Source organism: Gluconobacter sp., from assembly GCF_047723935.1.
Lineage (GTDB): Bacteria > Pseudomonadota > Alphaproteobacteria > Acetobacterales > Acetobacteraceae > Gluconobacter.
Genome location: NZ_JBDOBO010000013.1, coordinates 1 through 15,366, shown reverse-complemented (window position 1 = coordinate 15,366; position 15,366 = coordinate 1). Strand labels below are relative to the sequence as shown.

Sequence of the window (15,366 nt, the reverse complement as noted above, 5' to 3'; positions counted from 1 at the left end):
TTAATACACTAGTTTCTTATTTTATACTTTATTTGTAATTTTTCTGAAATATTCAGATATAATTTGGTTTTTTAATAAATAATGATTTCCGATTTTATTTTTAAATTCTTACGTCTAGGGCCTGTGCCTCACTGAGACACAGGCCTTAAACATCAAGAGAAAAATTCCCAGGACACCTTCATACTGGCATCGCCACCCTGTGTTCTCGCGCAAACTTTTCCAGTGCATCGAGATAAACCGTCCGCTCGTCTTCCGAAATCCAGGCAGCCTGAAACGCATTTCGGCTGATCTGTATGAGTTCGTCCTGTGTCAGGTCCGCTGCACTTTGCGCCTTGGCGAGACTCTCCGTCATATACACGCTCTGCATGTAACCCGGGTCGTCGGAGTTGATGGTGATTTTCAGTCCCGCTGCCAGCATGTCCCGAATGTCCTGACGGGACCGTCCCGGCCTGATGACATCGTTCGGAGACGGACACAGCGTGAATGTCACGCCCTTGTCCCGAGCCATCGCAATCAGTTCGGGCTTCTCCAGCACATTCAATCCATGATCGAGGCGCTCGCTGCCCAGATCCTGAAGAGCCTGCCGGATATGCTCATGCGTATTTTCCTGATCGAGATCACAATGCATGGTCAAGTGAAGGCCCAGCGCTCTTGCGCGGTCGAATGTTTTCGCAAATTTGGCTGGCGGATTACCCTTTTCGTCTGAATCCAGACCCACACCAATGATGCGGCTCCGACCCGGTCTTTCAAGATAAGGGAGAGCCTGGGTAAAGGTCTCGTCGGCAGAGTCCGCAGTCATTTCGCGTATGAAGCACATGATGAGGTGAGAGCGGATGCCAAAGTCCTTCTCTGCTTCCTCCTGAGCTGCATTGAAGCCCCGGATGACTGTCCCGAATGATATTCCGCGACGGGTGTGAAGCTGCGGATCAAAGAACATCTCAGTATAAAGCACATTCTGCTGCGCGACTTTTTTCAGATAGTCATAGCAGAGATCATGAAAATCCTGCTCGGTCTGCAGAAGCTCGACGCCTTCGTAATACAGCGTCAGAAAAGAGGGCAGATCATGATAGACGTAACCCTGTCGGATTTCTTCCGCAGAGCTGGACCTGAGAGGATGATTGTTCCGCTCCGCCAGCTTGATTTTCAAGTCCGCTTCCAGCGTTCCTTCCAGATGAACATGAAGTTCAGCCTTGGGGAGCTTTTCGAGAAACTCCTGCATGCAGACAACGGACATGACCTGCTTTCCTTATCAATCGTGATAAGCCCGCACCATGCATGTTTATCGGATAATTAAAACGATATCGACATGATATCATCATTTTCCAATAGCATGACAGGTCACAAGCGCCTTGTCGTCCATATCGCTGGAAAAGAATGCGTCGTTTCCTTTGTTCCACCAGACATACTGGGCAGCAGCATATTTGGCGCCGTCCGCAGCAATTACGTTTGAGAACACCTGCGTGTGCCCTTCAATTGGCAAGACAGCCAGGCTGATGGCATCTGCATTGATATATTGAACAGCGATGCGTTTTTTCGGCAATCGAGAGAGAAGCTCCGCAGCCGCATCACCATTGCCCTGACAGGTATAAAGGACTGTCTGACGGTCAACTGTTGTGGCAGAAGCCAGCTTGATCTGTAGGTTAGTGGCCTTTGATGCAAAAGCCGGATTTACCCCCAGACAAAGAACAGCCATTAAACCAAACGAGTATTTTCTCATCACTTGCCCCTTCCCGACAGATTGAAGCCTTCAGTATTGCCTGAGGCATGTCTTTCAGTCAGATTGAGCCGCCATTCTGTCAGCATAATGACAAATTCCCAAACCAAGGACGGACTGTGAGCTGGTTTTACGAAGAACACGGAAGCCGCAAAGGCCCGCTTTCTGAAGATGGTATGCGCGCGCTCATCTCAACCGGCAGTATTGAGCATTCCACCCTCTGCTGGACCGAGGCTTTTGGGGCAGAATGGCATCCGGCAGGCAGTTGCGCGTTCTGGCCACCGCAGCCCGAAGGTGTTCCACCTGCACTGCCCCCGAGCCGGGTCTCGAACCGCTGGGCCTGGCTGAGCATTCTTGGCCCCTTCGTCAGCAGCATGATCGTCAACGTTCTGGCCTGGTTCGGCAACATCCCTGACCGCCAGTCCAGCATCATCGCCGTTCTTCTCAGCTTTGCGATCATCTTCACCTCCATGCTGACAGATCGCCGCGCCCTGATTGCCGCGGGCTTCCGTCCCGGCTCTGCATTCTGGATCCTGATCCCGCCACTCTACTTCTGGCGGCGTATCCAGTTTGTTGGCAAAGGAATGCTGCTGTTTTTCCTGTCGCTGCTGGTCTTCCTGTTTCAGTTCGTGCCTTCTTTTTCAGAAAGCTGGCACATCATGCACAACCCGAATGGCCTCTCCAGCTACGTCTCCAAACACTACGATCTCTGATCGCGATACTCAGCAGAAACGGCGATAGAACTGCTCTGTCTTTAAGGCCTGCTCTTCCAGCACATGGAAGGACAGGTCCCATGTTCTGCCAGGCTGCTGCCTCAGGCGCACAAGCCCGGCGGCAAGTGCGTCGATGCAATCCGGCTTAACCAGACAGTCCGATACATTTTCCAGAATATCCAGAACGCCCCCCGCTGCTGTCGCGCAGACAGGTAACCCTGCCGCCATCGCTTCCAGCAGCACCAGCCCAAATGGCTCCCGTCTGGAGGGCAGAACAAATCCGTCAAATGCACAGAACACATCCGGCACATCTGACCGATACCCCGCAAAAATAATGCGTTCCCTGTAATCTGCGCAGACGTTTTCAAGACGCACACGTTCTGGGCCGTCCCCAATCAGAACAAGATATGTATCGGTCGGCAGAACAGCCTGTCTCCAGGCCTGAAGGAGACAATCAAACCGTTTCTCTTCCACCATTCTTCCAACGGCACAGATCACAAATGCACCTGGTGGGAGAGCATGCTGCCGACGAAAGGCTTCTCTCAGCATCGCTTGCTCCAGTGGGCAGAGAGCAGAAGGAACAGTCCAGTTCGCTATCAGGATGCTCTGGTACTGGCAGCCTTCTGGCAGGCTGTCCTGTTGCCAACGGGCAATACAGATCAGACCATCGTGCTTTCCGTAAGTTCTGGCACGGTAAGCATTATGGAGAGTCCCGATGACGGGCGTTTTTCCCATCAGCCCCAGAACCTTCAACACCCCTGCACGGATCGAAGCCTTGCCCAGATGGGTATGGACGATGTCGAACGTCTCGCTCCGCACGACCCTGAACAGCGTTGGCAGATATCCGGCACGGTTAGCCCGGACGATCCGCACTGACGGCAAAAAGTGACGGGCAATGTCTCCGCCTGTCCGGGGATCAGCCGTATGACGCTCCAGAAGCACCGTTACGTCATGCGTCAGAGCCTGCTGGTTCGCGAGTTCCGCGACATGACGTTCCGTGCCCGCGAATTCCCGCGTTAGAAGACAGTGAAGGATTCTCACTGCCCGCCTCCTTAGCGAATACTACCGTTCCCGGCCCAGACGCCTTCAATAATAGGGCCACTCCGCGAGGACATGCGCTGTCTGGGGGGCTGAGGCTGACACGCCACAAAATACAGACCGATCACAAACGTCAGCTGAGACAACGTCATAAGTTGAGACAGGATCCAGCCAATTCCCACCACATCCAGACTGCGGAAGAGCTGATAGATGAGGAATGCCATGGCGATCATCCGCATGCTCAGCATCATGGGGCGAAGGGGATTCAGCATGTTTGGCCGGATCATCGGGATCGTTTTTTTCATGCCCAGAAAGAAGGCAAGGTTCATGAACCAGATCAGCGATGTATCCACCACACCGCCCATCGTTGCGCCAAACAGCACAATCGGCAGAAGCAGCGCTGCGCCGTTCAGCATTAATGAGCCGAGCTGAAAGCTCATGCCCAACTGCACAACGGGAAGAACTGACGGCAGTCTGTTTGCGACGGGCTGAAAGAGCCGGTCAATCAGCCAGTCATCAAAGCGGACGATAAAATTGGAAGCGGTCATAGTAGTTTTGTTCTTAGCGGCCTCTGATTGACCGCGTCCCATGATTTTTTATTCATCCTTCAGCAATCCTCCCTCGGTAGACAGCATCCCTGACAGTCGATTTACTGCCTGGCAGAACATTTTACCCGTAGGAAGTTAATAACCTATGCCCGGTTTTTCCCGCCTGACCCGTGTGACCCTGCTCGCAGCCTCCATGCTGGCCCCGCCTCTCCTGACGGGCGCACATGCTGCCCCTGCGGTGCCTCAGGCTGCCACGGCAGCACCGGCCTCCGTCACCCGCGCCACCTTGCCCAATGGCCTGCGTGTCGTGATTGTGCGGGATACTCTGGCACCCGTCGTACAGACGATGCTCAATTATGAAGTGGGCTCCGTCAACGCACCCAAGGGTTTTCCGGGAACGGCACACGCGCTTGAACATATGATGTTCAACGGCTCCGAAACACTCTCCCGGGACCAGCTTTCCACCATCAGCGCCCAGCTCGGCAACAATGATAATGCCGATACGATGTCTGACGTCACGCAATACTATTTCAAGGCCCCTGCTGCGGACCTTGATGTCCTTCTGCGGATCGAAGCCGGTCGTATGCGCGGACTGAACATCACAGAGAAAGAGTGGGCCCATGAAAGAGGCGCCATCGAACAGGAAGTCTCACGCGACCTGTCGAGCCCCATCTACCGCTATCTCTCTCAGGTGCGCGCTGCACTTTACGCAGGCACACCTTACGAGCACGACGCGCTCGGCACGCGGCCCTCTTTCGATGCCACAACCGCGCCGCTGCTGAAGCAGTTTTATAACTCCTGGTATGCTCCCAACAACGCCATCCTCGTCATCACCGGCGATGTGGACCCGCAGGACACCCTGAAGAAAGTTCAGGCAGCCTTTGGCAATATTGCAGCGGCTACACTTCCTGCCCGCGCTGCTGTCACACCCACGCCAGCCAAGGCACAGTCCCTGTCGTTGGATACAGATCTACCTATCGGCCTTGTCACCATGGCCTGGCGGATGCCGGGGCAACGTGACCCGAACTATGCTGCCGTAACCCTGCTGGCCGATGCCATTGCCAGCCAGCGCAGTGTCCTGTTCGGCCTGGTTCCAGATGGCAAGGCTCTGGACGCAGGATTCATGTATGACCCGGATGCGCAGGCTGGCCTCGCTGTCGCCTACGCAGGCTTCCCCAAGGGAGCCAACCCGGATGAGCTCCGCCGGACACTTGCGTCTCTTATGGATGGCTTTCGCAAAAACGGAATTCCCGCGGATCTGATCGAAGCCGCCCGTCGCAAAGAGATTGCGTCTCTGGAGTTCAATGCGAACAGCATTTCGGAACTCGCAGAGAACTGGTCCCAGGCTGTCGCCATCCAGCATCTTGAAAGCCCGGATGATATGATCGCGGCTTTCCGGAACGTCACGAAGGCACAGGTGGATGAGCTGGCCAAAACGCTCCTCGATCCGCAACACGCCATCAGCGCCACCCTGACGCCGAGCGAAAAGGGCAAAGCCATTGGCGGCAAAGGATTTGGTGGCGCAGAGTCTTTCAACACGCCACCATCAGGCAAAGTCAGCCTCCCAGCATGGGCGGAAGAAGCCCTCGCACGGTTGAGTATTCCGGCCGCAGCACCTCTTCCCAAGGCCTATACGCTTTCGAATGGTCTGCACCTTCTGGTCCAGCCCGAGCATGTCAGCCATACGGTCGAACTGATCGGCTCCATCCGGCAGAATGCATCCCTGCAGCAGCCCGCAGGCAAGGAAGGCGTCGCGGGCCTGACGTCTGACATGTTCCTGTATGGCAGCACCTCCCATGACCGTCTGGCCCTGGCCAGCGCGCTTGATGACATCTCGGCAGATGAAAGTGCCGGTCCGGGTTTCAGTCTCAGCACACTGACCCAAAATTTCAGTAAAGGTCTGTCCTTGCTGGCAGAGCACGAACTGCACCCTGCCTTCCCGGAAAAGGCCTTCCATGTCACGCAGATGGAAGCCATTCAGGCCCGCGCGGGTGAGCTTCAGTCTCCAACCTACCGGTTTGGCCGTGCTACGCGCCGGGCACTCGTCCCTGCAACTGACCCGACCCTTCGCGAGGCCACTCCAGCCACGTTGAGCAAAATTACGCTCGCTGACGTCAAAGCCTATTACACCGCCACATATCGTCCCGATCTGACGACGATTGTCGTTGTCGGGGATATCAGCCCTGAAGATGCTCATGAGCAGGTCGAGAAGGCTTTTGGCGGCTGGAAGGCTGAAGGCCCTGCCCCTGTCGTTGATCTGCCATCCATTCCTCTCAGCAAGGCCTCTCAGGCTGTTGTCGCAGATCCAGGACGATCACAGGATGACGTGAAACTCGTGGAGACCATTGGCATGAAGGTCACGGACCCGGATCGTCATGCTCTGGCTGTCGGAAATGAGATTCTGGGCGATGGGTTCTCTTCACGCCTGATGCAAGATCTGCGCGTTCGCACAGGCTATGTTTACGGGGCAGGAAGCGCCTTCAGTTACTCCCGGACCCGCGGCTCCTTCGGCATCAGCTTTGGTGCGGACCCGGACAAAGTGAACAAGGCACGCGCCCTGGCAATCAAGGACGTGCAGGATATGCGCAGCCAGCCTGTCTCTCAGGAAAGTCTGGACCTGGCTAAGGCGTCTCTGCTGCGTCGCCAGCCCATGGCACGCGCCAGCTTTGGCGCTCTGGCTGGCAGCTATCTGGATCTGATCGATCTGGGACTGCCTTTGAATGCGCCAGCAGAAGCAGCTCAGGCGATTTACGACATGACACCTGCGCAGGTGCAGACCGCGTTCAGCAAGTGGGTTCGCCCAGATGATCTGGCACAGATCGTCCTTGGTCCACAGCCGAAGTAAACACTCTGCTTCAGGCCGGGATATTCACATTCCGGCCTGATCCCTTAACGCCAGACCGTCATCAGAACACCACCTGAGACGATCAACAGTCCCCCGACGCAGACAGGTAAAGTCAGGCTCTGACCAAACGCAAAATACGCTACCACCTGAGCGGCGATAAAAAACAGCGCAACATAGACGCCCATCAATCGCCCGAAGTCCCAGTCCGGAAGATTGACGGTTATTCCATAGATGAGAAGTACAAGCGCGCCTGCGGAGATAAAGCCCACCCGTCCCAGACCTGCCGTATGCAGCCCGGTTCGCACCAAGGCGTCCCCGCCGACTTCCAGAAATGCGGCGATCAGTAGAAGCGCCATGAGCCAGACAGTCTGCATTTCCAGATATCCTTACAAAAAAAGCCGGGCACGACAGCCCGGCTTTTGATGAAATTACAGATCCTGCAGCTTTTCAGCCAAGGAACCCTTCAGCCTGAAGAACTGACAGCGCCTGCTGGATGCGATGCTTGTAAAGATGCTGCTCCATCGTTCTGGCCTGCGCCTTACGGCTCATCGCGAGACGGGCTTCATCATCCCCTACGTATTTCTCAACCAGCCGCTCGAAATCAATCCGGTTTGAGAAAACCGGAATTTCGTCTGCATCATAGTACCGGCGAAGCTCGTGCGTATCTTCGTGAAACACCTGAAACGCGCCTGCCAGAGCAGCTTCAAACGTCCGGGGACCAGGCGTGGAAGGAGCGATCACAAAACGCTTGTTTTCGAAGTGGAGTGAGCGCCCCAGATTCAGAACCAGCTTGGACCGGCGATACAGCTCTACCAGCTGGGACTTCTCGATCCGGGCATCGGAGAAACCAATGCCCAGCTCGCCCCAACCTGGACCGATAATCTTGATATTCAGGTTACGCAGGACCGGCAGCAGGTTGCGGACAATGTCCTTCCGGCTCGTGAACGCCACACCACAGAACAGAACATCGATCGTTTTTTCGACATTCTCTTCGATCGGCATGTAATGCAGGCTCGGGCTTGCTGCCAGCGGAAGATGGAACACCAGATCACGCTGATAGAAATTGTGGCCCCAGCGGTCACAGGAGAAAACGACATCGAAGTCATCGGCGATGCGATAGTTCGCATCCTGCTCATAGGGATCTTCTGTCGCCCAGAAAACCGTCACAGCGCCAATCTTCTTGGCTTCGCGACAGACTTCGCCGAAATAGGTGCTCTCCGGCAGGTACGACCCAATGGCGAAAACGATTGTGGGCTTCAGGATCTTAATGGATGCAGCTGCTGCGGAAATATGAACAGCCGTAACGTTTTCTTCGCCAAAGCACTCAGCCCACCCATCCATGATCGACTCACGGATCTGGGCATTGGCCTGACTTTCATAACGCCCACCACTGCACACCAGAACACGTCCGGTCAGGCCAGACACTTTCCGCTCCGTTTCAGAGGAACGATCTTTCACTTCTGTCGACATAGCCTCACCTGTTTCCTTAAACTTCATGCCCCGGGTGGGTGGCGTCTTCAAGCTATACACGCCTGCAGGATCTTGGACAGATCCTGTCGGAACTGCGCTGGCGCACAATCCCGCTCCACCGCCTTCAGCGCTTCACTTCTCAGCCGGGCCCAGAGTTCGCTATCCTGATAAAGACGGGCGACATCTGACGCAAATTCTTTGGCATCATCGGCAGGCGCAGACAGCAATTCCACATCATTTGTCCAGCCGACCTGACCCGCCAGAAGGGTCGTCACAACCATTGGAACCCCGAATGCAGCAGCTTCCTGGACCTTGAACGGCAGACCGCCCGCAAACCTTGTTGGCGCTACGAAGACACGATGTCTGTCGAACAGCGGCGCAAGATCATGCACCGGACCAACGATATCCACGCGAGGATGCCGCGCAAACGCACTCACATCCACAGAAGGATGAATGAAGCCCGCGATCGTAAACCGAACGTCCGGAGGCAGAAGTTCGTCAAGGACAGGTAGAACCTCTCCGACAAACCACTCCAGACTGTCATGGTTCGGAGCGCCCTCATCATGCAGTGCCCCAAGGAAGAGAATATCTTTCCGGGCCTCGAATGCTGCGCGTGTCGGACGGGTTCGCATTTCATGTCCCAGCACGGAAACATTCTCATACCCGGCACGGCGCACAAATCCGGCATCCTGCTGCGTCACCGCGACGATCTGCTGACAGTAATGGGCACATTCCAGTTCCCGGCGCAGCATCTCGTCAAAGCTCAACGCCGGCTTGGGCAAATCAAGCACCTTGATACGCTCCAGCGTACGGGGCGTGGAAATCACTTCCGTATCCAGAACAGCCCCACCCGTTGGCAGATAACGACTGGCCTCGTTCATAATTGGCAAGAGCCGCGCCATGTTATGCGTACGTCCGACCCACACAAGATCGTAGTATCCGGCCCGTGCCTGGATGAAATCCGGAAAGGTGGAAAGATGCTGATCCGCAATCAGCTCTACTGTCTCCGGGAAATCTCCAAACAGGTCCAGCTCGCTCTGATCTCTGGGCAGCATGGGAAACACTGTGACCTGATACCCCAGCGCGGCCATAGCCCGAACCACATCATTGGAGCGGACATACCCTGAGCCCAAGCGCCTTAATGGCAGGCGGTCTTCAATGAACAGAATGTGCTTCCGATCTGAACGCCGCTCGCGAGCCTGCACTGCATTTCGAATATGAGCCGGCTGCTGATGGCGCAGGAAATCCTGATGCACGCGCGAAAAAATTCGCAGATTGGCGTGCATCAGGGTCTGAGATCCGGCAGAGCCAGAACTGCCGTACTCAAGATGCTCAACTACCACGTTAGGATCATAGACGATCCGCGCACCCATCTTGAGAATACGAACGCACAAATCCGCATCTTCAAAATAGGCCGGACGGTACCGTAAATCGTAACCGCCCAACTGAATCAGAATGGATGACCGCACCATGAGAAACGCTGCGGAACAATAGTCCACATCTCTCACGAAATTCGCTTCAGGAAGGTTCGGACTATCTTCGCGGCGATATCCATACGTCGCGCCATCACGCCAGATAATGGAGCCTGCTTCCTGCAGGCGCATATTGGTGCGGATCAGCTTCGCCCCCACCGCCCCGATATCGCTGTCCGAACGCAGACGCTGCAAGGCATGTGCGATACTGTCCGGGTAGAGACGCAGATCGTTGTTCAGATAAAGAACAAATGGCGCATCAACTTCTGCAAGACCTGCATTACAGCCTTCCAGATATCCAATGTTATACCTGAAACGCATGATCTTGGCGCCGTGAACCATTTCGTCGAGACGACGTGTCTGATCGTGTGAACCAGAATCCACAACGATCAACTGGATGGCTCCGGCATAGTTTGCGCGTAGGGACGCCAGAGCCTGCATTGTCAGCGCAATCCGGTCATAGACCACGACAATGACACTGAGTTCCGGCACACCCGCAACCGTGAAATCCAGCGGGTGCCGCGCCAATGCGGGAAGGAGCGCCTCAGCTTCCCGTTCAAAAACCTGCCTTGACTGACTTTCCTCAATCTCCGGGGCTTCAACTAACGAAGCGCGCTGCCCCTCTCCCATTCTGGCCGCAACCAGATGAGCAAAGGGACTGTCATACAGGTGATTGCGAACGTCGTTGCGGACCTGGGGGCGACTCAGGTGAGCGGCAAGATCCACGCCCGCTTCAGGCGCGCGCCCTTCATGAACTCCGAACAGCAGAAAATGCTCATAGCCGTTCCGAAAGGACCCCATATCCAGACAGGCAACCACATCCGGATGTGTGTCTGCGTAGAAGCTCTCGGAAAACATTTCCTGCGGATTAAAAAGCCGGGGTGTTTCATTGGTAAGATAATGATGAAGGGCACTGCTGTACCGCCCTTCAGCAATTTCACGCCGCACTTCCGGATAGCGTTCCAGATACCAGACCGGATCAAAATACCAGGAAACACGCCCTGCATCCGCAATCTCGGACGGCAGACTGAGCCAAGATGCAAACAGGCCGATACGGCTGTCAAAATAATCCGGAAAGCGGAGGGCAAGCCGACGACAGAGCTCATCATCGAAAAAACGATGGCCGCTATAATAACGTACCTCGCCAATTTCCAGATAATGGTCGTAGCCGTTGAAAAACCCCTGCTCTTCCAGGGAGCGACGGGTCAGTTCAGGATACCGTCGAAGATAATCAACTTCGTCAAAAAGCCAGTGTGCCGAAAGACCATGATATCCTTCGGCGCAATAATGCTCGAAGCCGGACCGATATTTTTCCTGAATCAAGTCCCGACGAACGTCTGCGTAGGTTTCCCGATACCAGATTTCATCAAAATACCGGTTCGGAGAATGACCGTATCGCTGACCTGTTTCAATATAGAACGCGTAAAGGTCCTGATGACCTTCATCACGCATCCAGTCCCCAACCTCCGGATAACGCAGCAGATACCACTGCGCATCAAACTGGCGCCAGCGAGGCTCGCGCGCAGCCGAAGAGGACTCAGGAACCGGATCGGACATAAAAAAAACTGACCCCCAGGTTCAGGCGATGGCTTTCTCATTCAAAAGCTGTTCAGACCGCTCGGCCTGCTCCGGCGTCAGATCTTCACGGCCTGTAGACACAATGCGTCCACCATCGAAAGCTGCAACCAGATCAGTAATGTATGTGCCGAAAACGTCGCCCGTCACATTGATCAGAGCCACCCGATAAACCCCATCCATCGGGCGGGCATAACCCTGCATTGGGTTCAGTATTCCAGAGAAGCCCGCACAAAGCGGGGCATCACGATGCACAACCGCTACATCCTGACGGGCAATACGATCCATGCCGAACAAAGTGACTTCATCACGTTCTTTATGGATAAGCCCAACATAGAGCTGGCCTGCCCGGGACAGATTTTTCAGGAACGCCCAGCCTCGGACGTAGATGCCCCCGAACGGATCGACATCCTGGACAGGAGACCCAATGACGCCTGTGAACTCGTCGATGAAATTCTCCAGCATTCCGCTGCCATACGGATGGAGGTCTTTCTTCTGGAAGCCAGACAGCTTGATGCCGCGCAACAGACCGTCGCTATGAGAAATCCGATTAAAATCAGACAAAATGACATCGTTGGAAGGCATCGAACGATGAATTTTGTCGATCTTACCGCCCTCGACCTCAATCTGGACCGAAGTAAGCTGGAACGCTGCCTGCCCGTTGATGACATTGATCAGGCCAACGCGGAAACGACCTTCACACCACTTCCCACGCAGAGCTGTCTTGCCGGAGAAGCCAGAACGACGTGGAGACCCGTTGAACATCTCAACAATGTCCCCACGAATTTCACGTTCACACTCAAGGAAAATCAGCGGACTGTCTGCACCTTCTTCGATCAGAACTGCCAACATGCGGCCGGCTGTACTGATCCCAGGAAGAAGGAACCAGCCCCGGATATGAAATTCGTTGGCGCCTTCGAAATCTTCATCTTCGCTCGTGGCAAAGACGTGATGACAGACGTCATCAATATAGCACTCAGCGCCCTGGATGGAGAACCAGTCCGAAACAGGAATGGGCAGCTCAACGGAGAGATCACGTGTGGTCGGCGGATCAAAAATATGACGCGGCGGAGCCTGATGGCGCCATGATGGATGCGGAAGAAGGTGGACTTGCCCAGCATCCAACCGCAGGTCCGAAACGCCCATCGGACGACGCGGCACCACATCCTGATAAAGCTTCAGCAAACCGTCCGCATATTCACGGGCATGGGTCCAGAGATGCGGGCCAATGTTTGCCATGATTTTCTTGCGCACAGGCTCAGAAGAACGCAGCAGTTCAAGGCGCTCCAGAACCATGCTGGGGCGATTGATCGGAACCTTGAAACCGTTAACACCATCTTCGACGCGATCCCCTAGAGCGCCGACATCCGTCACAATGGGGATCAGGCCATTCTGCCAGGCTTCGGAGAGGGAAATGCAATAGGTTTCCGGCCAGATTGACAGGTTGAGTGCAACATCTGCCTTTTTCAGGGCCTCGATATCGCCCATGTCATATCGGCCGTACAGCTTCACGTTCGACCGGCTGCCAGCATTCAGAACAGCTTCGTATTCTGGATGCACATAACCGAAGATATGAAAGACAAAATGATCCGGATGAGCGATTTCGATCAGGCTCAGGATCGTATCTGCCCCTTTGGTGCGCAGGAAATTACCAACTATCGCAACATGCAGAGGAGCATCACCCAACGGAGCGTAGCTCTTCGGCTTAACCGGCACCGTGTTTTCAGGGCTCGGAATACCCGTAATCAGACTGATTTTTTCGTTAAGGATCGGATAGATCTCATGCGTCAGATCACGGGAATGCTGCGTCCCAAACATAATGGCATCAACAGAGTGAAGCATCTTGGCGACAAAGGCCCGACGCGTCTGCTCGCCACCATGATCCACATTTTCGGAAGCCTTCAGCGTGATATCCGCTGACAGGACAGAGCGGACTTCGTCTTCCACATACCGCAGTTCATGGTTCAGCAGGTTGTAGCGCGCTGAAACAAGCCAGAAGTCATGCGCAGAGAACACGACGCCGACACCATTGGCCTTGGCGATGATCGGCAAGGAAAGGGCGTGATGTCCGAGATGCTGGAAATGGACAATGTCCATGTTGTACTGGCTGATGACGCTTGAAAACGCCATCTCCTCTGGCGCATCGCACATTGCGTCTTGCCAGCCCACTTCCGGCACATCGAAGCGTTCGAGCTCCTGACCACTTGCCGTTGTCAGACGGCAGAATGTGCCACGACGCAGCCAGTAAAAGAACTCAACGTCACGTCCAAGCAGGGAGCAAAGAGCCTGCTGGTAAACTTCAACACCACCCCAAGCCTGCTCGTGAATTGTGGAATGCGTGCACATCAGCACCCGCAGACGGCGGCGACGCTCAACCGGGAGGATGTCAGCAGCCTTGCGGCGGCCAAAATCAGCCCCCGTAATATCACGCATTTTCTCGAGACGATGCTCGTACAGATGATGCGCCAGTACTGACTTCTGGGACGCCTGCGCCGCTTTGCGGCGTGTGTTCTTGTTGTTCAGGATACGGGCGACGGCATCCACGACGCCATCGGGATCACGCGCAAGGCTAATTCCTTCGACCGTATCGAAATGCTCGCTGCCCATGCTTTCAGGCGCTTCGACCACCTGTGCCGTACCGCCCAAAGCCAACTCGAAAAAGCGTGGTCCCGGCGCCGTCGCCTGACTGACATCGCCATGGCTAGCATAATCGCGGAACATCGTCAGAGTAACGGCGCTGACATTCGCAAAATCAATGAAGGCTTCGTGGCTGATCGGCCGCTGGATCGCAAGTGCAGCAAGATCTGCGGGCAGCGGTGGCAGGTACTCGTTACCCGGGCAAACAAGCTTCAGTCTGGCATCCGGGAAGGCCGCAATCACGCGCCGCAGTGTCTGGACGCGGTTCGGCCACATCGTGCCAGCAAAGAAAATATCATATTCCAGCTCTGCGGCGGAGAGAACCTTGCGCTCATGAATGGAACGACTGGCCGCCAGAGGAAGATAGTGCCCCTTGCCATGGTAGTATTCGGCGCAGGACGGATCATTCGTAAAGACGAAGTCAAAAAGGCCGGCATTCTCAACATTAAAGTCCCGCATGAACGGGTCTTCAAAGGTCCAGAGAATTAACGTCTTAAATGCAGGGCGAACGCGACGAATCAGTGGAAGATTGATCCGTTGTGCGTCCAGACAGATCAGAACGTCATGCTCACCAGAGGCAGCAATACTGCCCAGGGACATATTGTCAGCGACAACAATCTGGTCATTGCCAAATAGAGATCGAGCAGCCCGTTCGACCGCCAGCGTAAGGTAGGAATTGGGATTGTGGGTATAATTTGTGTTGTAAATAACCGCCATCAATCTCCTGAGCGCAGAACGCCCACTCCCATCTCAAACTGACTTCATCAGTCTTCTGGACATGAGACCACAAGACCGCTGCCGTCACGATACTCTTAATTCTTACCTGAAGGTTTACAGCAACAAAAGCCCCTGACAAGAAAGAAGATCATTACATCTCAAATACAAAAAAGGGCCGCTTGCGCGGCCCTTTTCTAAAATCATGACAACATAGAGTTATCTGATTTTCAGTCTCTTCAGACGTCTGTAGTACGACGACGGATTGCCGCGCCCAGAATGTCACCCAGGGAAGCGCCCGAGTCAGAAGAACCGTATTCGTTGATCGCAGCCTTGTCTTCCTCGACCTCACGGCCGCGGATCGTCAGCGCAAGCTTACGGGAAGCACGGTCAACGGAAACAATCTTCGCATCAACCTTTTCGCCAACGGCGAAACGCTCCGGACGCTGCTCAGCCTTGTCACGAGCCAGCTCTGCACGACGGATGAAGCCGGTCAGCAGATCGTCGACCTTCACTTCGATACCGTTTGCCTGAACTGCCGTCACGACGCAGGTCACAACAGCACCCTTCTGGATGCGGGACAGGGTGTCGGCTGCCGGATCTTCCTGAAGCTGCTTGATGCCCAGGGAGATGCGCTCCT

The 15,366-nt window shown here is 54.9% G+C and carries 11 protein-coding genes; 2 read left to right on the top strand and 9 right to left on the bottom strand.

The window, feature by feature from the left end; all coding sequences use genetic code 11:
* Positions 1–178: 178 nt before the first annotated feature.
* Together add and ABF979_RS07170 are read right to left on the bottom strand one after the other, a co-directional pair.
* Positions 179–1,234 carry an adenosine deaminase gene (add, locus tag ABF979_RS07175; protein WP_415558781.1) on the bottom strand — a complete coding sequence of 352 codons (1,056 nt, stop codon included), beginning with the start codon at positions 1,232–1,234 and terminating at the stop codon, positions 179–181.
* 81 nt (positions 1,235–1,315) lie between these two features.
* Positions 1,316–1,717 carry an MliC family protein gene (locus tag ABF979_RS07170; protein WP_415558830.1) on the bottom strand — a complete coding sequence of 134 codons (402 nt, stop codon included), beginning with the start codon at positions 1,715–1,717 and terminating at the stop codon, positions 1,316–1,318.
* A gap of 116 nt (positions 1,718–1,833) precedes the next feature.
* Here ABF979_RS07170 and ABF979_RS07165 point away from each other — a divergent pair, with 116 nt between their 5' ends.
* Entirely contained in the window at positions 1,834–2,427 is a 594-nt protein-coding gene (locus ABF979_RS07165; RefSeq protein WP_064273616.1) for a DUF4339 domain-containing protein, read from the top strand.
* Positions 2,428–2,436: 9 nt separating this feature from the next.
* Here the strand turns inward: ABF979_RS07165 and ABF979_RS07160 are convergent, their stop codons facing one another.
* Together ABF979_RS07160 and ABF979_RS07155 are read right to left on the bottom strand one after the other, a co-directional pair.
* Positions 2,437–3,468, bottom strand: coding sequence for a glycosyltransferase (locus tag ABF979_RS07160; RefSeq protein ID WP_415558779.1), 1,032 nt, complete (start codon positions 3,466–3,468; stop codon positions 2,437–2,439).
* Between the two features lie 11 nt (positions 3,469–3,479).
* Positions 3,480–4,013 (bottom strand): hypothetical protein, encoded by a 534-nt coding sequence (locus ABF979_RS07155; RefSeq protein WP_415558777.1) that lies wholly within the window; start codon positions 4,011–4,013, stop codon positions 3,480–3,482.
* 145 nt (positions 4,014–4,158) lie between these two features.
* Here ABF979_RS07155 and ABF979_RS07150 point away from each other — a divergent pair, with 145 nt between their 5' ends.
* Positions 4,159–6,858 (top strand): M16 family metallopeptidase, encoded by a 2,700-nt coding sequence (locus ABF979_RS07150; RefSeq protein WP_415558775.1) that lies wholly within the window; start codon positions 4,159–4,161, stop codon positions 6,856–6,858.
* A 44-nt stretch (positions 6,859–6,902) separates the two neighbouring features.
* Here ABF979_RS07150 and ABF979_RS07145 read toward each other — a convergent pair whose 3' ends face one another.
* The 5 genes from ABF979_RS07145 to ABF979_RS07125 form a co-directional block, all read right to left on the bottom strand.
* Positions 6,903–7,232, bottom strand: coding sequence for a hypothetical protein (locus ABF979_RS07145; RefSeq protein ID WP_415558773.1), 330 nt, complete (start codon positions 7,230–7,232; stop codon positions 6,903–6,905).
* A gap of 73 nt (positions 7,233–7,305) precedes the next feature.
* Entirely contained in the window at positions 7,306–8,328 is a 1,023-nt protein-coding gene (locus tag ABF979_RS07140; protein ID WP_202206269.1) for a glycosyltransferase family protein, read from the bottom strand.
* A 47-nt stretch (positions 8,329–8,375) separates the two neighbouring features.
* Positions 8,376–11,357 (bottom strand): glycosyltransferase, encoded by a 2,982-nt coding sequence (locus ABF979_RS07135; RefSeq protein ID WP_415558771.1) that lies wholly within the window; start codon positions 11,355–11,357, stop codon positions 8,376–8,378.
* 21 nt (positions 11,358–11,378) lie between these two features.
* On the bottom strand, positions 11,379–14,729 hold the full coding sequence (locus tag ABF979_RS07130) for a glycosyltransferase (RefSeq protein ID WP_202206267.1): 3,351 nt from the start codon (positions 14,727–14,729) through the stop codon (positions 11,379–11,381).
* 236 nt (positions 14,730–14,965) lie between these two features.
* Positions 14,966–15,366: S1 RNA-binding domain-containing protein (locus ABF979_RS07125; RefSeq protein WP_415558769.1), on the bottom strand; the 401-nt coding region annotated here is incomplete at its 5' end.